Annotated in this window: 18 protein-coding genes; 10 read left to right on the top strand and 8 right to left on the bottom strand. The window is 71.2% G+C overall.

The window, feature by feature from the left end; translation table 11 throughout:
• Window positions 1–26 precede the first annotated feature (26 nt).
• From IGS69_RS10770 to era, 8 genes are all read left to right on the top strand, one after another.
• The gene (locus IGS69_RS10770) at window positions 27–1,163 is read left to right on the top strand and encodes a carbohydrate kinase family protein (protein WP_190898584.1); all 1,137 of its coding nucleotides are present in this window, start codon (window positions 27–29) and stop codon (window positions 1,161–1,163) included.
• A 133-nt stretch (window positions 1,164–1,296) separates the two neighbouring features.
• Window positions 1,297–2,364 (top strand): PhoH family protein, encoded by a 1,068-nt coding sequence (locus tag IGS69_RS10765; RefSeq protein ID WP_190898582.1) that lies wholly within the window; start codon window positions 1,297–1,299, stop codon window positions 2,362–2,364.
• Window positions 2,365–2,378: 14 nt separating this feature from the next.
• Entirely contained in the window at window positions 2,379–2,876 is a 498-nt protein-coding gene (gene ybeY, locus IGS69_RS10760) for an rRNA maturation RNase YbeY (protein WP_190898580.1), read from the top strand.
• An 8-nt stretch (window positions 2,877–2,884) separates the two neighbouring features.
• Window positions 2,885–4,192, top strand: a complete 1,308-nt coding sequence (locus IGS69_RS10755) for a hemolysin family protein (RefSeq protein WP_190898578.1) — start codon at window positions 2,885–2,887, stop codon at window positions 4,190–4,192.
• Window positions 4,189–4,548, top strand: a complete 360-nt coding sequence (locus IGS69_RS10750; RefSeq protein WP_190898576.1) for an MmcQ/YjbR family DNA-binding protein — start codon at window positions 4,189–4,191, stop codon at window positions 4,546–4,548. The genes IGS69_RS10755 and IGS69_RS10750 overlap by 4 nt, the downstream gene beginning before the upstream one ends.
• Before the next feature lie 36 nt (window positions 4,549–4,584).
• A complete protein-coding gene (locus IGS69_RS10745; protein WP_190898574.1) occupies window positions 4,585–4,938 on the top strand; it encodes a cytidine deaminase in 354 nt (117 codons plus the stop codon).
• A gap of 171 nt (window positions 4,939–5,109) precedes the next feature.
• Window positions 5,110–5,586 carry a hypothetical protein gene (locus IGS69_RS10740; RefSeq protein WP_190898572.1) on the top strand — a complete coding sequence of 159 codons (477 nt, stop codon included), beginning with the start codon at window positions 5,110–5,112 and terminating at the stop codon, window positions 5,584–5,586.
• Window positions 5,587–5,740: 154 nt separating this feature from the next.
• Window positions 5,741–6,703, top strand: coding sequence for a GTPase Era (gene era, locus IGS69_RS10735; protein WP_097216527.1), 963 nt, complete (start codon window positions 5,741–5,743; stop codon window positions 6,701–6,703).
• 180 nt (window positions 6,704–6,883) lie between these two features.
• Here era and IGS69_RS10730 read toward each other — a convergent pair whose 3' ends face one another.
• The 4 genes from IGS69_RS10730 to IGS69_RS10715 all read right to left on the bottom strand — a co-directional run bounded on the left by IGS69_RS10730 (window position 6,884) and on the right by IGS69_RS10715 (window position 10,292).
• Entirely contained in the window at window positions 6,884–7,330 is a 447-nt protein-coding gene (locus tag IGS69_RS10730) for an ATP-binding protein (protein WP_190898570.1), read from the bottom strand.
• A 207-nt stretch (window positions 7,331–7,537) separates the two neighbouring features.
• Window positions 7,538–8,860, bottom strand: a complete 1,323-nt coding sequence (locus IGS69_RS10725; RefSeq protein ID WP_190898568.1) for a GH1 family beta-glucosidase — start codon at window positions 8,858–8,860, stop codon at window positions 7,538–7,540.
• Window positions 8,861–8,943: 83 nt separating this feature from the next.
• A complete protein-coding gene (locus tag IGS69_RS10720) occupies window positions 8,944–9,210 on the bottom strand; it encodes a protealysin inhibitor emfourin (RefSeq protein WP_190898566.1) in 267 nt (88 codons plus the stop codon).
• 20 nt (window positions 9,211–9,230) lie between these two features.
• On the bottom strand, window positions 9,231–10,292 hold the full coding sequence (locus IGS69_RS10715) for a M4 family metallopeptidase (protein ID WP_190898563.1): 1,062 nt from the start codon (window positions 10,290–10,292) through the stop codon (window positions 9,231–9,233).
• Between the two features lie 366 nt (window positions 10,293–10,658).
• Here IGS69_RS10715 and leuA point away from each other — a divergent pair, with 366 nt between their 5' ends.
• Together leuA and IGS69_RS10705 are read left to right on the top strand one after the other, a co-directional pair.
• Window positions 10,659–12,380, top strand: a complete 1,722-nt coding sequence (leuA, locus tag IGS69_RS10710) for a 2-isopropylmalate synthase (RefSeq protein WP_190898561.1) — start codon at window positions 10,659–10,661, stop codon at window positions 12,378–12,380.
• 211 nt (window positions 12,381–12,591) lie between these two features.
• Window positions 12,592–13,290, top strand: a complete 699-nt coding sequence (locus tag IGS69_RS10705; RefSeq protein ID WP_190898559.1) for a tellurite resistance TerB family protein — start codon at window positions 12,592–12,594, stop codon at window positions 13,288–13,290.
• Window positions 13,291–13,435: 145 nt separating this feature from the next.
• On the opposite strand, the gene IGS69_RS10700 is transcribed toward IGS69_RS10705, so the two are convergent.
• Genes IGS69_RS10700 through IGS69_RS10685 form a run of 4 tightly spaced genes read right to left on the bottom strand, consistent with a single transcriptional unit; the run spans window position 13,436 to window position 18,362 of the window.
• A complete protein-coding gene (locus IGS69_RS10700) occupies window positions 13,436–14,368 on the bottom strand; it encodes a dihydrodipicolinate synthase family protein (RefSeq protein WP_190898558.1) in 933 nt (310 codons plus the stop codon).
• Complete coding sequence (locus IGS69_RS10695) at window positions 14,365–15,384, bottom strand: oligopeptide/dipeptide ABC transporter ATP-binding protein (RefSeq protein ID WP_190898556.1); 1,020 nt, start codon at window positions 15,382–15,384, stop codon at window positions 14,365–14,367. Before IGS69_RS10695 ends, IGS69_RS10700 begins: the two co-directional genes overlap by 4 nt.
• Before the next feature lie 48 nt (window positions 15,385–15,432).
• The gene (locus tag IGS69_RS10690; RefSeq protein WP_190898555.1) at window positions 15,433–17,403 is read right to left on the bottom strand and encodes a dipeptide/oligopeptide/nickel ABC transporter permease/ATP-binding protein; all 1,971 of its coding nucleotides are present in this window, start codon (window positions 17,401–17,403) and stop codon (window positions 15,433–15,435) included.
• On the bottom strand, window positions 17,400–18,362 hold the full coding sequence (locus IGS69_RS10685; protein WP_190898554.1) for an ABC transporter permease: 963 nt from the start codon (window positions 18,360–18,362) through the stop codon (window positions 17,400–17,402). The genes IGS69_RS10690 and IGS69_RS10685 overlap by 4 nt, the downstream gene beginning before the upstream one ends.

The raw sequence follows: 18,362 nt of genomic DNA, 5'->3' as shown, positions 1-18,362 counted from the left end.
ATCCGCACCACGTCAGGGAGCGCACAGTGACCGCGTCCACCGCCCCGGCCGGGAAAGGCCCGGCCGGAACGGGATCGCACCGCCAGAGCCAGGTCGATCCCCTCGCCCCGCTGCGCACACCGGACGACCCGCCCTGGGACGTCTACCTCACCGGCACCGTCTTCCTGGACATCATCTTCACCGGGCTCGACTCCGCCCCGGTGCGCGGGACGGAGTCCTGGGCGCGCGGCATGGGGTCGAGCCCCGGCGGCGTCGCCAACATGGCCACCGCCCTCGCCCGCCTCGGTCTGCGCACGTCCCTCGCGGCCGCCTTCGGCGACGACCACTACGGCGACTACTGCTGGGACGCCCTGGAGCACGGCGAGGGCATCGACCTCTCCCCGTCGCGCACGGTGCCCGGCTGGCACTCCCCGGTGACCGTCTCCATGGCCTACGAGGGCGAACGCACCATGGTCTCGCACGGCCACGAGCCGCCCCCCGAGGAGCCCGCGCCCGCCTGCCCCCCACGCGCGCGTGCCGCCGTCGCCTCCCTCGCCCCCGGCGTGAGCGCGCCCTGGATCGCCCAGGCCGCGAGCGACGGCACCCGGGTGTTCGGCGACGTCGGCTGGGACGACACCGGGGCGTGGGACCTGGCGGGGCTGCCCGATCTGCGGCACTGCGAGGCGTTCCTGCCCAACGCGCAGGAGGCGATGCGGTACACGGGCACGGACTGCCCCCGGGCCGCCGCGCACGCCCTGACCGAGTACGTACCGCTCGCGGTGGTCACCCTCGGCGCGGACGGGGCCTACGCGGTGGACCGGCGCACGGGGGAGACGGCCGAGGTGCCGGCCATCGCGGTCGAGGCGCTCGATCCGACCGGGGCGGGTGACGTGTTCGTCGCCGGGTTCGTCGCCGGGACGCTGGCGGACTGGCCGCTCGCGGACCGGCTGGCCTTCGCCGGGCTCACCGCGGCGCTGTCGGTGCAGGAGTTCGGCGGATCGCTGTCGGCGCCGGGCTGGTCGGAGATCGCGGCGTGGTGGCGCAGGGTCCAGTCGGTCGAGGGGCAGTCGCCGGTGGCGCTGGAGAGATACGGGTTCCTCGCGGAACTGGTGTCGGAGGAACTGGTCAGGCCCTGGCCGCTGCGCAGGGCCGTGCCGACGATCGGCTTCAGGCGCTCGGCATGAGGCGCCCGGGTGGCAACCCGGCCCCAAAACCCCTACGGCGTTGTCACTCCCCCGTCGTACCCTGGGAATCGCGAGGCCGCCCTCAGCTGCGCGGCCGTGACGAGGAGGAACCGCAGGCCTTAAGCGCCGGCCCATGACTCAATCATCGACAGCTCACACCCCCGCGCAGGAGCAGGCGAGAGCGCAGCTCACCGTCCCCGCCCAGCACCCCATGGTGACCGTGCTGGGGTCCGGCGACTCCCTTCTGCGCGTGATCGAGAAGGCCTTCCCGGCGGCCGACATCCACGTCCGGGGCAACGAGATCAGCGCGGTCGGCGACCCGAAGGACGTCGCCCTCATTTCGCGCGTGTTCGACGAGATGATGCTGGTGCTCCGCACCGGGCAGCCGATGACGGAGGACGCAGTGGAACGCTCGATCGCCATGCTCAAGGCGAGCGACAACGGCGAGAGCGACGGCCAGGAGACCCCGGCCGAGGTGCTCACCCAGAACATCCTGTCCTCGCGCGGCCGCACGATCCGCCCCAAGACGCTCAACCAGAAGCGCTACGTCGACGCGATCGACAAGCACACGATCGTCTTCGGCATCGGCCCCGCGGGCACCGGCAAGACCTACCTGGCGATGGCCAAGGCGGTGCAGGCCCTGCAGTCCAAGCAGGTCAACCGCATCATCCTGACCCGCCCCGCGGTCGAGGCCGGAGAGCGGCTCGGCTTCCTCCCGGGCACGCTCTACGAGAAGATCGACCCGTACCTGCGCCCGCTCTACGACGCGCTGCACGACATGCTCGACCCGGACTCGATTCCCCGACTGATGGCTGCGGGGACTATTGAGGTGGCGCCGCTGGCGTACATGCGGGGAAGAACCCTTAATGACGCCTTCATCATCCTGGACGAGGCCCAGAACACGAGCCCCGAGCAGATGAAGATGTTCCTCACCCGCCTCGGCTTCGACTCGAAGATCGTGATCACGGGTGACGTGACGCAGGTCGACCTGCCGGACGGGACGAAGAGCGGTCTGCGCCAGGTGCAGGACATCCTGGACGGCGTCGAGGACGTCCACTTCTCCCGGCTGTCGTCCAAGGACGTCGTCCGGCACCGGCTGGTGGGCCGTATCGTCGACGCGTACGAGAAGTACGACACCACGCACGGCACCCAGAACGGCACGCACAAGAGCCGCGGCAAGTCCGGGCACAAGGGGAAGTAGACACACACAGCACCATGTCGATCGACGTCAACAACGAGTCCGGCACCGAGGTCGACGAGCAGGCGATCCTCGACATCGCCCGCTACGCGCTCGCGCGGATGCGCATCCACCCGCTCTCCGAGCTCTCGGTGATCGTCGTGGACGCCGACGCCATGGAGCAGCTCCACATCCAGTGGATGGACCTCCCCGGTCCGACGGATGTCATGTCCTTCCCGATGGACGAGCTGCGCCCGCCCTCCAAGGACGACGACGAGCCGCCGCAGGGCCTGCTCGGCGACATCGTGCTCTGCCCCGAGGTCGCCGAGAAGCAGGGCAAGGACGCGGAGACGCAGCACTCCATGGACGAGGAGCTCCAACTGCTCACCGTCCACGGGGTGCTGCACCTGCTCGGCTACGACCACGAGGAGCCGGACGAGAAGGCCGAGATGTTCGGCCTCCAGGCGGCCATCGTGGACGGCTGGCGCGCGGAGCGGGGCCTGACCGGCCCGTCCCCGGCGCCGACGGTCTCGTAACGCCGCCGATGAGTCCGCAACTCGCCCTGGGCGCCATCGCCCTGGTCGTCGTGGCCTGGCTCGCCGCCTGCGCGGAGGCGGGCCTCGCCCGTGTCTCCAGCTTCCGCGCCGAGGAAGCCGTCCGCTCCGGCCGCCGCGGCAGCGCCAAGCTCTCCCAGGTCGCCGCCGACCCGACCCGCTACCTCAACGTGGCGCTGCTGGTCCGCGTCGCCTGCGAGATGGCCGCCGCCGCGCTGATCACCTACGGCTGCCTGCAGGAGTTCGACGGCACCACCGAGGCCCTGCTGGTCGCCATCGCGGTCATGGTCCTCGTGTCGTACGTCGCCGTCGGGGTCTCCCCGCGCACCATCGGCCGCCAGCACCCGCTGAACACGGCGACGCTCTCCGCGTACGTCCTGGTGCCGCTGGCCCGGATCATGGGCCCGATCCCGTCGCTGCTGATCCTCATCGGCAACGCGCTCACCCCCGGCAAGGGCTTCCGCCGCGGCCCCTTCGCCTCCGAGGCGGAGCTGCGCGCCCTGGTCGACCTCGCCGAGAAGGAGTCCCTCATCGAGGACGAGGAGCGCCGCATGGTGCACTCCGTCTTCGAACTGGGCGACACCCTCGTCCGCGAGGTCATGGTCCCGCGCACGGACCTGGTGGTCATCGAGCGCTTCAAGACCATCCGCCAGGCCCTCACCCTCGCCCTGCGCTCCGGCTTCTCGCGCATCCCGGTGACCGGGGAGAGCGAGGACGACATCGTCGGCATCGTGTATCTGAAGGACCTGGTCCGCAAGACGCACATCAGCCGCGACGCCGAGTCCGAGCAGGTGTCCACGGCCATGCGCCCGGCGTTCTTCGTCCCCGACACCAAGAACGCCGGCGACCTGCTGCGCGAGATGCAGAAGGAACGCAACCACGTCGCCGTCGTCATCGACGAGTACGGCGGCACCGCCGGCATCGTCACGATCGAGGACATCCTCGAGGAGATCGTCGGCGAGATCACCGACGAGTACGACCGCGAACTGCCGCCGGTCCAGGAGCTCGGCGACGACCGCTTCCGCGTCACGGCCCGCCTGGACATCGGTGACCTGGGCGAGCTGTACGGCCTGGAGGAGTTCGACGACGAGGACGTCGAGACGGTCGGCGGTCTGCTGGCCAAGGCGCTGGGGCGCGTCCCCATCGCGGGAGCCTCGGCCGTCGTGGACCTCCCCGACGGCCGGGAACTGCGGCTGACCGCGGAGGCCGCGGCCGGCCGCCGGAACAAGATCGTGACGGTGCTGGCGGAGCCGGTGGCTCCGGCCGACCCGCTTTCCGAGGAGGAGAAGGCGGAGTGACACCGCAGGAGCTGCGCGCGTTCTGCCTGTCCTTCAACGCGGCGGCCGAGGACTTCCCGTTCAGTCCGGAGATCTCCGTCTTCAAGGTGCAGGGCAAGCTGTTCGCCCTGTCCCACCTCGACGCGCGCCCGCTCAAGGCCAACCTCAAGTGCGACCCGGACGAGGCGGTCCGCCTCCGCGGTGAGTACGAGGGCCTCATCGTCCCCGGCTGGCACATGAACAAGCGCCACTGGAACACCGTCACGGTCGACGGCGGGCTCCCGGACCAGCTGGTCCGCGAGCTCATCGAGGACTCGTACGACCTGGTCGTCGCCGGCCTGCCCCGGGCGGACCGCCTCCGTCTCGACCGGCCCTGAGACGGGGCCGGGGCGGTCGCTACGTATGCTCGGATCATGACCGACAGCAGCGCGCTCGACCCCGAGGACCGCAAGATCGTCACCCTGGCCCGCTCCGCGCGGGCCCGCAACGGTGTGCCCGAGGGCGCGGCCGTACGGGACGAGACCGGACGCACCTATGTCGCGGGCACCGTGGCCCTCGACTCCCTGAAGCTCAGTGCCCTGCGGACGGCGGTGGCGATGGCGGTGGCCTCGGGCGCGACGTCTCTGGAGGCGGCGGCGGTCGTGACGGAGGCGGAGAGCGCGTCCGACGCGGACCGGGCCGCCGTACGGGACCTCGGTGGTGCGGGGACGCCGGTGCTGGTGGCGGGGCCCGACGGAACGGTCCGGACCACCGTCACCGCCGGCTGACCTTCACTGTAACCGGCGGTAATTAGGCCAGTTTCCCACCTTGCCGCCATCTGCCCCGCACGCATCAATGGAACCGTCCATTCCGACGGACCGTCAGGTTCGACTCTCGGCGGTGTGCCCGCATCCATGCGCCGAGCGGTCCGCCCCCCACGGAAACGGAGCCGGAATCCCATGAGACGCAAGAGAATCGGAGCAGGTGCGGCACTGGCGGCCGGGGCCCTCGCGGTCACCGCGCTCGCCTTCGCCCCCGCGGCCCTGGCCGTCACCCCCCAGACGGCGACGATCGGCGGGGACTGCGGCAGTTTCGGCAGTGGCGAGGCCACCCTCACGGCCACGCAGGACGGCACCGCCGCCACACTCACCGTCAAGTCCTCCGGGATCACGGCGCCCATCGCGCTGGGAGAGGACTCGATCTCGTCCACCCTCACCCTGGTGAAGGCCGACGGCGGCACCGTCGACTTCGCCGGCACGGAGAACCCGGCGATGGCCGCCGGCGCCCCCGTCGAGGTCGGCCCGCTCAGCGGCACCGTGGCCTCCGGCGACAGCCTGGAGGCCTTCGGCGGCTCGCTGAGGATGACCGTCTTCGGCATCACCATCACCTGCACGGCGACCGGGCCGCAGTCGCCGGGCCCGTTCGTGTTCGACTGAGACAGCGGCGACGCGGCCCCGGCGCCAGAGGGCGTCGGGGCCGCGGTCAGGCCGTGCTCTGGCGGCAGGGCCCACCCCCGCTCAGCCTCCAGGAACGGTTTCGGGAAGCTCACCGGGCGCATCGGGTACGGGGCGGCTCCGGGGATCAGGGAGAATGGGCGGCATGAGCGTTCGTACCCAGTCATCCGAAGAGCCGGCCGGAGCTGTCCACAGGGCCGGTTTCGCCTGCTTCGTGGGCCGTCCCAACGCGGGCAAGTCCACCCTCACGAATGCTCTGGTCGGCCAGAAGGTGGCGATCACGGCGAATCAGCCGCAGACGACGCGGCACACCGTGCGGGGCATCGTGCACCGCCCGGACGCCCAGCTGATCCTGGTCGACACCCCGGGGCTGCACAAGCCGCGCACGCTGCTGGGCGAGCGGCTCAACGACGTCGTGCGCACGACGTGGGCCGAGGTCGACGTGATCGGCTTCTGTCTGCCGGCGAACGAGAAGCTCGGCCCCGGCGACCGTTTCATCGCGAAGGAACTGGCGTCCATCAAGAAGACGCCGAAGATCGCGATCGTCACCAAGACCGACCTCGTGGACAGCAAGACGCTCGCCGAGCAGCTGATCGCCATCGACCAGCTCGGCAAGGAGCTGGGCTTCGAGTGGGCCGAGATCGTGCCGGTGTCGGCGGTCGGCGACCAGCAGGTGGGCCTGCTGGCCGACCTGATCGTGCCGCTGCTGCCCGAGGGCCCGGCGCTCTACCCCGAGGGCGACCTGACCGACGAGCCCGAGCAGGTCATGATCGCGGAGCTGATCCGTGAGGCCGCGCTGGAGGGCGTGCGCGACGAGCTGCCGCACTCCATCGCCGTCGTCGTCGAGGAGATGCTCCCCCGCGAGGACCGCCCCGCCGACAAGCCCCTCCTCGACATCCACGCCTTCGTCTACATCGAGCGCCCCAGCCAGAAGGGCATCATCATCGGCCCCAAGGGCAAGCGCCTGAAGGAGGTCGGCATCAAGTCCCGCAAGCAGATCGAGGCGCTGCTGGGCACCCCGGTCTTCCTGGACCTGCATGTGAAGGTCGCGAAGGACTGGCAGCGGGATCCGAGGCAGTTGCGCAAGCTGGGGTTCTGAGGCGTCGTCGGGGTTTGTGGCTGGTCGGTTCGCGTTTCTCTGGTGGTTGGCGGCGTTGCTGGGTGCGCCGGCCGCGCGGCGGTAGCCGCATGTCGATACAGCCTGGACCTGCAAGCTGGGGTTCTGAGGTACCGCGAGGCCGTGGTGCGGGCCTCGGCCTCCGCGAGTCCCCTCGCCGCGCTATAAAGCCCGCCCCAGGCTCGCCCACACCGCGTTTCCGCCCGTGAGGGCCGAGCGCGTGATGCCCCAGTTGTCCGCGATCTCGCGGACGAGCAGCAGGCCGCGGCCTCCCTCGTCGTCGGGGCCGGGGCAGCGGTCGGGGATGCCGCGGCCCGTGAGGTCGCCGTCGTGGACCTCCAGCCGGAAGCGCGCGTCCGTGATCAGCTGGACGCCGCACAGGATCCGTTCGCTGAGCGTGTGCAGCACGGCGTTGGTGACCAGCTCGGACACGAGCAGCACGGCGTTCGCGCACACCTCCTCGGGCATCTGCCAAGCGGCCAGCCGGGCGCGCATGGCATGGCGGGCGACTCTGACGCTGGTCCGCTGTGGGGGCAGCTCCAGCCAGTCGGTGCGGTCCGGGCGCACCGCGTCCGGGAACCGGGGAGTGGATGTCGTGTGGGGGGACACGGCGATCGCCTTCCGTGGGGGGTGGGCGCAGTCAAGGAAGGGACGAGCGGACGACGGACCGGCCGGATGGAAAAGTTGCCGCTTCCGGAACCCTGGTCACACACGTCACTATGCTCGTAAGCAGTTCACGCTGCAACCATTTGCCTGTTACCGACATCTACTCCTCGGCGACGGACGCCGAGGACAGCCTGTGGACCGGGGTGGGCGTCAAGCCGTGGGCGCCTGCGCCCTCAGCAGCTCCCGGTACCAGTGGTAGGACGCCTTGGGGGTGCGCTCCTGGGTGTCGAAGTCGACGTGGACGAGGCCGAAGCGGCGTGCGTAGCCCTCCGCCCACTCGAAGTTGTCGAGCAGGGACCACACGAAGTAGCCGCGCACGTCGACGCCCGTCTCCACCGCCCGGTGCAGGGCGCGGACGTGGCCGTCCAGGTAGGCGATGCGGTCCTGGTCGTCGACGCCCGGGTAGGAACAGCCGTTCTCGGTGATGACGACCGGCGGGAGCCGGTCGCCGTAGCGGTCGCGGAAGGTGGTGAGGAGCTCGGTGAGCCCTTCGGGGACGACGGGCCAGCCGAAGTCCGTGACCGGGTGGCCCTCGATCTGGCGGACGGAGAAGGGCAGTTCGGCGGGCATGGTGATCCCGCCGAACTCGATCTCCGCGCCCTGCGGTGCTCCCACCCGGGTCGGGGCGTAGTAGTTGATCCCGTACCAGTCGAGCGGCTCGGCGATCACCTTCAGGTCCGCCTCGACGTCCCCCGGCATCAGTTCGCCGATGCCGTCCGGGTAGCGGTCCAGCAGCAGGGGGTCGGCGAACAGGCGGTTCAGCAGCAGGTCGTAGAAGTCCGCCGCCTCCACGTCCGAGGCCTCGGTCGAGGCCGCCCAGGTGGGGCCGTGCGAGTTGGCGATGCCGATGTCCGACGCGCCCGAGGCGCGCAGGGCCCGGACGGCCAGGCCGTGGGCGAGCAGCTGGTGGTGGGCCACCGGCAGCGCGTCGAACAGCAGTTGCCGGCCCGGCGCGTGCACGCCCAGGGCGTGACCCAGCAGGGTGTGCTCGGCGGGCTCGTTCAGGGTGATCCACTTCGTCACGCGGTCGCCGAGACGGTCCGCGACCAGGGCCACGTGCTCGGCGAAGCGCTCGGCCGTGTCCCGCTCCAGCCAGTCCAGGTCCACGGGCAGGTCCCAGTGGAACAGCGTCGGGACGGGGCGGACCCCCGCCGCGCACAGGTCGTCGACCAGCCGGTCGTAGAAGTCCAGGCCCTTCTCGGAGCGCACCCGTGGCCAGGAGACGGAGAAGCGGTAGGCGTTCACACCCAGGCCGGCCAGGAGTGCCACGTCCTCGCGGTGGCGGTGGACGTGGTCGCAGGCCACCGCCGCCGTCGAGCCGTCCTTCACCCGTCCCGGCTCGGCCGTGAAGGCGTCCCACACGGACGGCTCGCGCTCGTCCGTGGCGCCCTCGATCTGGTGTGCCGAGGTGGAGACGCCCCAGAGGAAGCCGGCCGGGAAGCGGGGGATCGGGTTGCCTGCGTCAGTCGCCATGCGCCGGATCATCCGTACCGGGGGTAATGGAAGTCAACGGCCGGGCGGGGAGGAGCTGTTGCCCGGCCGGTGACGCGGATCCGTCACGCCCCTTCCTTCAGCACCCGCGAGATCAGCTTCCGCTGCTCCTCCGTCAGCCGGGGATCCGCGCAGTACACGGTCTTCCCGTCCACCGTGAGCTGGTAGGTGAACCCGTCCGGGACCCCGACCGGCGGTGTGCTCCGGCCGGCGGCCACGGCCTGCTCCGCGAGGGCGTGCCACTCCGAGGCATCGGGCCGCTCCGAGGTGTTCACCTCGGCATGCCGCTCGATGCCCGCGAATCCGCCCGTGCGCCGCACCTGAATACGCATGGCACCTGTCTAGTACGGAACTACAGGGTCCGCACCCCGACCTGCTCCCAGGCCTTCGACACGGCGTCCAGCTCCTCCCCGTCGCCGAAGCGCTCCCGGGCGGCCTTCACGGTGAGGGTGGCGAAGTCGACGAACATCGCCTGCTGCCTCAGCTCGCCGCCGGTCAGGACGTCGTACCAGACCTGCCCGGCCCGCTCCCAGGCGTGGCCGCCGAGGGCCGTGGCGGCGAGGTAGAAGGCGTGGTTCGGGATGCCCGAGTTGATGTGGACACCGCCGTTGTCGCGGCCGGTGCGCACGAAGTCGTCCATCGTCGCCGGCTGCGGGTCCTTGCCGAGGACGTCGTCGTCGTACGCCGTGCCCGGCTCCTTCATGGAGCGCAGTGCCGTGCCCGTCACGCGCGGGGCGAGCAGGCCGGCGCCGATCAGCCAGTCGGCCTCGGCGGCGGTCTGGCCGAGGGTGTACTGCTTGATCAGGGCGCCGAAGACGTCCGACAGGGACTCGTTGAGCGCGCCGGGCTGGCCGAAGTAGGTGAGGTTGGCCGTGTACTGGGTGACGCCGTGCGCGAGTTCGTGGCCGATGACGTCGATCGGGATGGTGAAGTCGAGGAAGATCTCGCCGTCCCCGTCGCCGAAGACCATCTGCTCGCCGTTCCAGAACGCGTTGTTGTAGTCGCGGTCGTAGTGCACCGTCGCGTTCAGCGGGAGGCCGTTCCCGTCGATCGAGTCGCGCTGGTAGGCCTGGAGGAACAGCTCGAAGGTGGCGCCGAGACCGGCGTAGGCGCGGTTGACGGTGGCGTCCTTGCCGGGCTTGTCGCCCTCGCCGCGGACCTTGTGTCCGGGCAGGTCGGTGCCGTGCCGGGCGTCATGGATCGTGCGCTGCGGCTTGCCGTCGGCGACCGCGGCGACGGCACTCGCGCCGATGACCGTGGTCAGGCGGCGCTGGGTGCGCTCGAAGGCGTCGCGCTGCAGGGTGCGGCGGGCGGGACCGGCGAGCGAGGGGTCCTCGGCCTGGGCGAGCTTGTCGAGGACATGAGGCGGAACGATGGTGCAGAAGACGGGCTCGAAGCCCCCGTGAGTCGTCATGCCCGGCACCCTTGCACTGCGTGACGAAGCTGTCACTAGTCGCCACCATGATTGGTGAAATACCGGGACAACGCCCCTCACGCTCCGTGGCGAGTGGTAAGGCGACGTGGGGGAAGCGGGGTATGGCGAACCGGGGGAGTGGGATGGCGCACTTTTTGTCCACTATGTGCGTCGAGTCCCGCATACTGATACGACCCCACGCGCCGGGAGAGGCTCGGCTAGCATGCTGCGCATCATGCGTTTCGGGCTGCTTCTCCTTAGCTGCCGCGGCGAGGGCCTGTAGTCGAGGCCGACTCCCTCCCCGCGGAGCTTGGTGCTGCGTCGTCGGCCGTCCTTCCGGACACCCTCTGAGGAGCCCTAAGCATCATGGCGAACCGCCAGCAGCCCAGCACCATGCCGATCCACAAGTACGGCCGCTACGAGCAGGTCGACATCCCGGACCGCGCCTGGCCGGCCAACCGGATCTCCACCGCCCCCCGCTGGCTCTCCACCGACCTGCGCGACGGCAACCAGGCCCTGATCGACCCCATGTCGCCGGCCCGCAAGCGCGCCATGTTCGACCTGCTGGTCAAGATGGGCTACAAGGAGATCGAGGTCGGCTTCCCGGCCTCCGGCCAGACCGACTTCGACTTCGTGCGCTCCATCATCGAGGAGCCCGGGGCCATTCCCGACGACGTCACCATCTCCGTACTGACCCAGGCGCGCGAGGACCTGATCGAGCGCACGGTGGAGTCCCTGAAGGGCGCCAAGCGCGCGACGGTCCACCTGTACAACGCCACGGCACCGGTCTTCCGCCGGGTCGTCTTCCGCGGCTCCAAGGACGACATCAAGCAGATCGCCGTCGACGGCACCCGGCTGGTCATGGAGTACGCCGAGAAGCTGCTGGGCCCGGAGACCGAGTTCGGCTACCAGTACAGCCCCGAGATCTTCACCGACACCGAGCTGGACTTCGCGCTGGAGGTCTGCGAGGCGGTCATGGACGTCTGGCAGCCCGGCCCGGGCCGCGAGATCATCCTCAACCTGCCCGCCACCGTCGAGCGCTCCACGCCCTCCACGCACGCCGACCGCTTCGAGTGGATGGGCCGCAACCTCTCCCGCCGCGAGCACGTCTGCCTGTCGATCCACCCGCACAACGACCGCGGCACCGCCGTCGCCGCCGCCGAACTGGCCCTGATGGCCGGCGCCGACCGCGTCGAGGGCTGCCTGTTCGGGCAGGGCGAGCGCACCGGCAACGTCGACCTGGTCACCCTGGGCATGAACCTGTTCTCCCAGGGCGTCGACCCGCAGATCGACTTCTCCGACATCGACGAGATCCGTCGCACGTGGGAGTACTGCAACCAGATGGAGGTCCACCCGCGCCACCCGTACGTGGGAGACCTGGTCTACACGTCCTTCTCCGGCTCCCACCAGGACGCCATCAAGAAGGGCTTCGACGCCATGGAGGCCGACGCGGCCGCCCAGGGCGTCACCGTCGACGACATCGAGTGGGCCGTCCCCTACCTGCCGATCGACCCCAAGGACGTCGGCCGCTCCTACGAGGCGGTCATCCGGGTCAACTCGCAGTCCGGCAAGGGCGGTATCGCCTACGTCCTGAAGAACGACCACAAGCTGGAACTGCCGCGCCGGATGCAGATCGAGTTCTCCAAGCTCATCCAGGCGAAGACGGACGCCGAGGGCGGCGAGGTCACGCCGAAGGACATCTGGGCGGTCTTCAGGGACGAGTACCTGCCCAACCCCGAGAACCCGTGGGGCCGCATCCAGGTGCGCAACGGCCAGTCGACGACCGACACCGACGGCGTGGACACGCTGACGGTGGAGGCCACGGTCGACGGGCAGGACACCGTCCTGACCGGTACGGGCAACGGTCCGATCTCGGCCTTCTTCGACGCCCTGCAGTCCGTCGGTATCGACGTACGCCTGCTGGACTACCAGGAGCACACGATGAGCGAGGGCGCCTCCGCGCAGGCCGCCTCCTACATCGAATGCGCCATCGACGACAAGGTGCTGTGGGGCATCGGGATCGACGCGAACACGACCCGGGCCTCGCTGAAGGCGATCGTCTCGGCCGTCAACCGCGCGGCTCGCTGATCGGCCGTACGGGTTCGCGGCCGCAGGCCGCTCACCGGTGCCACAGGGGCTCCGTCCGCCGATGTCCGGCGGGCGGAGCCCCGTCGTATACCGGCCAATTGCTGTGGAGGTCACGGAAAGGTCTCCTCCGGGGTGCTGACTCCTCGTCTCTGATGTGGCTAACATCACGCAAGCGCGGCGACGTTGCCGTGCGGCGTGACGGAGGTGCGACGTGCTGCCAGGACGGGGACGAAACGGCCATGCCGCCAGGCTTTCTCGCATCCTGGGCACCCGGACCGCGTGGACGGCCGCCGGTGACGGGGAGTTCTTCTGCCCCGGCTGCGGCGGCGACCGCAACTACCAGCGGCTGACGGGCCAACGCCGCTTCACCCTGCTCGGCCTGCCCGTGCTGCCGCGCGGCGAGACCGGCCCGGTCGTGGAGTGCGCCGCCTGCCGCCGCCACTTCGGCACGGACGTCCTGGACCATCCGACCACCACCCGCTTCTCCGCGATGCTCCGCGACGCGGTGCACACGGTCGCCCTCGCGGTGCTCGCCGCGGGCGGCGCCGGGTCCCGTTCGGCCCTGGAGTCCGCCGTCCTCGCCGTGCGCGCGGCCGGCTTCGACGACTGCACCGAGGAACAGCTGGCCGCCCTCGTTGAGGCGCTGGAGGCCGACACCGGCCGGATCGCCGGCGAACCCTGCGGCGCGGGGCTGGCCATAGAGCTGCACGAGGCCCTGGACCCGCTCGCCCCGCACCTCGCCACCGTAGGCCGCGAATCGATCCTGCTCCAGGGCGCCCGCATCGCCCTGGCGGACGGGCCCTACACCCCGGCCGAGCGGGATGTGCTGGCGACGGTGGGCGCGGCGCTCACGATCTGCTCCGACGACGTGACCCGCCTGATGGCGGCGGCGGCACGCACCCCCTCGTAGGCCCCGCCTCCGCGCTACTCCCCGGGGAGTAACGCGCGGCCCGCACCGCCCCCCGCAGTACGCCCCGACTCGACCTCACGCCCGACGAACCGGCCCCCGTCCGGCGGGAGTCTGGAGACCGGCGTCTGACGGGCGGGCACGGCCTCTAGAGCAGACCGGCCGCCGCGAGGTACTTCCCGACCTGCTCCACCTCGTCCGGCGACAGGGGGACCTGCGGCTCGGCCGTCGCCGGGGAGTCGATCACGCCCCGCAGGTGCAGCGCGGTCTTGAAGGCGCCGATCGCCGAGGAGTTGGGGCCCATCCGGGCCGGGTCGCCGACGGTCACCATGCCGAACAGGGCGCACAGCCGCTCCTGTTCGGCCCGGGCACCCTCCCAGTCCCCGGCACGGCACAGGCCGTCCAGGCGGACGTAGCCGTGCGGGTCGACGTTGCCGAGGCCCGGCACCGTGCCGTCCGCGCCGATCGCCAGGGCCGCGTCGACGATCAGCTCGGAGCCGGTCAGCACGCTGAAGCCGGTGATGCCCCGGCGTTCCCGCACGCCGGTCACGATCTGGCGGAAGGCGGCCAGGTCGCCGCTGGAGTCCTTGAGCCCGGCAACCACACCGTCGGCGGCCAGCTCCAGCACCACGTCGGCCGGCAGCTTCGTGTGCACGGCGACCGGGATGTCGTAGGCGATCACCGGGACCGGGCTCGCGGCGGCGACCGCGCGGTAGTGGCGGTCGATCTCCGCGGGGTGGGTGCGGGCGTAGAACGGGGCGGTGACGACGACCGCGTCCGCGCCCGCCGCCGTCACCGCGGCGACATGGTCCAGGACCCGGGGCGTCGTCATGTCGATCGCCCCGGCCAGCACCGGGAGCTGCCCGCCCACATGGGCCGTGACCGACTCGACGACCAGCCTGCGCTGCCGGTCCGGCAGATAGGCGGCCTCCGATGTCGAGCCGAGCACGAACAGTCCGTGCACCCCGCCGGCCATCAGATGGTCGACGAGCCTGATCAGCGAGGGGACGTCCACCTCGCCGTCCGATGTCAGGGGCGTGCAGACGGGCGGGATGACACCGGTCAGCGGGGCGAGGGTCATGGGGCCTCCATCGGGTCGCGGCGAAGGGCGAGGTCGCGGGTCGACTCGTCCTCCTGGACAGGATGGTGGCAGCGGAAGCGGTGCGCGGGCGCCGACGCGGCGGTGAAACCCGGCATCTCCCGCGCGCACATCCCGTCCGCCTTCCAGCAGCGGGTGCGGAACGGGCAGCCGCTCGGCGGGCGGGTCGCCGACGGCAGCGGACCGGCCAGCGGGATCGGGTCCACCGGGTCGAGCAGGCCCGGCGTGGCGGAGAACAGGGCGCGGGTGTACGGGTGCCGGGACCGGTCGGTGACCAGGGCGGCCGGGGACTCCTCCACGATCCGGCCCAGATACATGGTGATCACACGGTCGCTCATCCGCCGGACCGTCTGGATGTCGTGCGAGACGAACACCAGGGCCAGGCCCAGGCGTTCCCTCAGCTCCAGCAGCAGATTGAGGATCTGGGCGCGGACCGACACGTCCAGGGCGCTCGTCGGCTCGTCGGCCACGACCAGGTCCGGGTCCAGCGCCAGCGCTCGGGCGATCGCCACGCGCTGGCGCTGCCCGCCCGACAGCTGGGCGGGCAGCGCCCCGGCGAGGGCCCCGGGGAGGCCGACGAGGGACATCAACTCACGGACTCTCTCCTCCTGTTCGCGCCGCGTGCCCCGGTCGTGCACGTCCAGCGGGTCCCGCAGGATCTGCCGGACGGTCAGGCGGCGGTTCAGGGCCGTCGACGGGTCCTGGAAGATCATGCCGATGCTGCCGCCGACGGCCCGGCGGCGTTCGGCGGCCGGCATCGCCCACAGGTCCCGGCCCCGGAACGCCACCGTCCCCCGCGTCGGCGGCTGCACCCCGACCAGCACCTTCGCCAGCGTCGACTTCCCGCAGCCGGACTCGCCCACCACCCCGACGGTCTCGCCGGGCGCGATGGCCAGGTCGGCGCCGGTCAGGGCGTACACGCGGTCCCGGGTGAAGAGGCCGCCGCTGCGGGCCTTGTGGACGACGTGGGTGCCGGACAGCTCCACCAGGGCGGTCATGTCACGGCCTCCGACAAAGGGTTCATGTCACGGCCTCCGACGAGGGGTTCATGTCACGACCTCCGAGGTGGCCAGGTCGATCGCGGGGTGGTGACAGGCCGCCGTGTGCGTCGGCGTGCCCAGCGGGCCGGGGGGCGTCGTACGGCAGGTCTCGCTGGCGAGCGGGCAGCGGTCGGCGAAGCGGCAGCCCGCCGGGAAGTCCGCCGGGGACGGCACGACGCCCTTGATCTGCGTCATCCGCTCGGCCGCCGACTCCAGCGACAGCACACTGCCGAGCAGCCCGCGTGTGTAGTGGTGCGCCGGGGCCTCCACCAGGTCGGCGGTCACGCCCGTCTCCACGATCTGCCCGCCGTACATCACCACCACCCGGTCGGTGACGTCCGCGACCAGCGCCAGGTCGTGCGAGACGAGGATCAGCGCGAAGCCCAGCTCCGCACGCAGCCGCAGCAGCAGCTCCATGACCTGCGCCTGCACGGTCACGTCGAGGGCGGTGGTCGGCTCGTCGGCGACGATCAGTGTCGGGTCGCGGGACAGGGCCATGGCGATCAGGACGCGTTGGCGCTGGCCGCCGGAGAGTTCGTGCGGATAGCTGCGCAGGGTGCGGTCGGGGTCGAGGCCGACCAGGGTGAGGAGTTCGGCGGGGGTACGGCGGCCTCCCCGGCGTACGACCTGTGTGAGCTGGGCGCGGATCGTCATCGCGGGGTTGAGGGACGACAGCGCGTCCTGGTAGATCATCGCCATCTCGTGGCCGAGCAGCCTGCGGCGCACGCGCATGGGCTCGGCGAGCAGGTCCCGCTGGTGGAAACGGACCTGGCCGCCGATCCGCGCTCCCTTCGGCTGGAGCCCCATGATCGCCAGTGCGGTGAGCGACTTCCCGCAGCCCGACTCGCCCACCAGGCCCAGGACTTCACCGGGGAGCACCTCGAAGCTGACGCCGTCGACGATGTCCACCCCGCCGTGTCGGCCCTCGAAGCCGACGGTGAGGTTCTCGACCGCGAGGACCGGTTGGCGCCCTTGGGGGAGGGGACGGGCCCGCGCGCGGAGCCGCCTCGCGGCGGCCGCGAGGCCCGGCAGCGGCAGCACCTCGCCGCTGCCCGGCTCCGGGGCCTCCAGGGGGTCGTCGTCCTCCCGTGCGTCCACCTCCCGGGCCGCCGGAACCGCCCACGCGTCGGACACGCCCTCGGACAGGATGTTCAGCGAGAGCACCGTCACCAGCATCAGCAGCCCGGGGAACACCGTCGCCCACCAGCCGCCGGTCAGCACCAGGTTCTTGCCGTCCGCGATGACACTGCCCCAGGACGGGTCGGGCGGCCGTACGCCCGCTCCGATGAACGACAGCGACGCCTCGAACACGACCGCCTCGGCGACCTGGACCGTGCAGAACACCAGCACCGGCGCCGCGCAGTTGACCGCCACGTGCCGCAGCACGATGTGCGGGGTCCGCGCGCCGATCACCCGTTCCGCCGTCACATAGTCCTCGCCGTACTGGTCGAGGACGTTCGCCCGGACCACCCGCGCCACCGGTGGCGTGAACAGGAACGCGATCGCGCAGATCAGCACGGTGATGCCGCCGCCGAACACGGCCACCAGCACGGCGGCCAGCGCGATGCCCGGGAACGCCATCACCACGTCAAGACAGCGCATCAGCGTCTCGTCGACCGCCTTGCGCGAGGTCGCCGCGACCGCCCCCAGCAGCGCCCCGGCCACCAGGGCCAGCCCGGTCGCGCCGAGCCCGATCGCCAGCGACCAGCGCGCCCCGTACATCAGCCGGCTGAGGATGTCCCGGCCGAGGCTGTCCTGGCCCATCCAGTGCCCGGCCGACGGATGCCCGGTGCCGTCGGCCGGCGGCTGCTGGTCGAGCGGGTCGTGCGGGGCGAGGAGCGGCGCGAGCAACGCCATCAGGACGACGACCGCCAGGAAGCACACGGCGGCCTTCGACAGCGGCGGCAGCCTGCGCCAGCCGCGCAGCCGGATGCCGGGCCGGGACAGCTCCGCTGTGAGACTCTCGCGGGTCATCATGGGGTGGCGTCCCTCAGTCGCGGGTTGACCAGCAGATACAGGACGTCGATGACGAGGTTCACGACGACGAACCCGGCCGCCGTCGTCAGCACCACGCCCTGCACGACGGCCGGATCGCCGTTCTTCACGGCGTCGATCATCAACTTGCCCATGCCGGGCAGCGAGAAGATCGTCTCGATGACGACCGCGCCGCCCAGCAGATAGCCGACGCGCAGCCCGAGCACGGTGAGCGGGTTGATGAGCGCGTTGCGCAGCACGTTCCGCCCGACGACCACCCGCGGCGGCAGGCCGCTCCCGATCGCCGTGCGCACATAGTCCTTGTCCAGTTCCTCCACCACGGCCGTGCGCACGATCCGGGTCAGCTGCGCCGCCACCGGCAGCGACAGCGCCAGGGCCGGCAGGGTCATGGTCCTCAGCCAGCCGGTGAAGGAGTCGGCCGGGTTGATGTAGCCGCCGGTCGGGAACCAGCCCAGGTCGACCGCCAGGTACTGGATCATCAGCAGGGCCAGCCAGAAGCCGGGCGCGGCGACCCCGGTCAGCGACACGACCCGGATGATCTGGTCGGGCAGCCGGTCCCGGTGGATCGCCGCGGTCACCCCGCCCACCAGGGACAGCACGACCGCGATGCCGAGGCCCAGGAACGTCAGCTGGAGGGTGAGCGGCAGCGCGGTGGTGACCTGGTCGATCACCGGTGCCCGGGTCAGCGCGCTGGTGCCCAGGTCGCCGTGGAGCAGGGCGGCGACGAAGTCCGCGTAGCGCACCGGCAGCGGATCGAGCAGGCCGTGCTCCTCGCGGAAGTCGTGCAGTTGCCGCGGCGTCGGATTGGCGCCCTGGAAGAACGCGGACGCCGGATCGACGTCCGAGAACCGCATCACCAGGAACACGAACAGCACGATCCCGAGCGTCAGCGGCACGAGCAGGGCGACACGGCGGAGCAGGATCCGCAGGACGGCCGTCAT

The organism is Streptomyces tuirus (assembly GCF_014701095.1).
GTDB classification, from domain to species: Bacteria; Actinomycetota; Actinomycetes; order Streptomycetales; family Streptomycetaceae; genus Streptomyces; species Streptomyces tuirus.
Note: the sequence above shows the minus strand (reverse complement) of the source record. Positions and strands in the feature narration are given on the sequence as shown.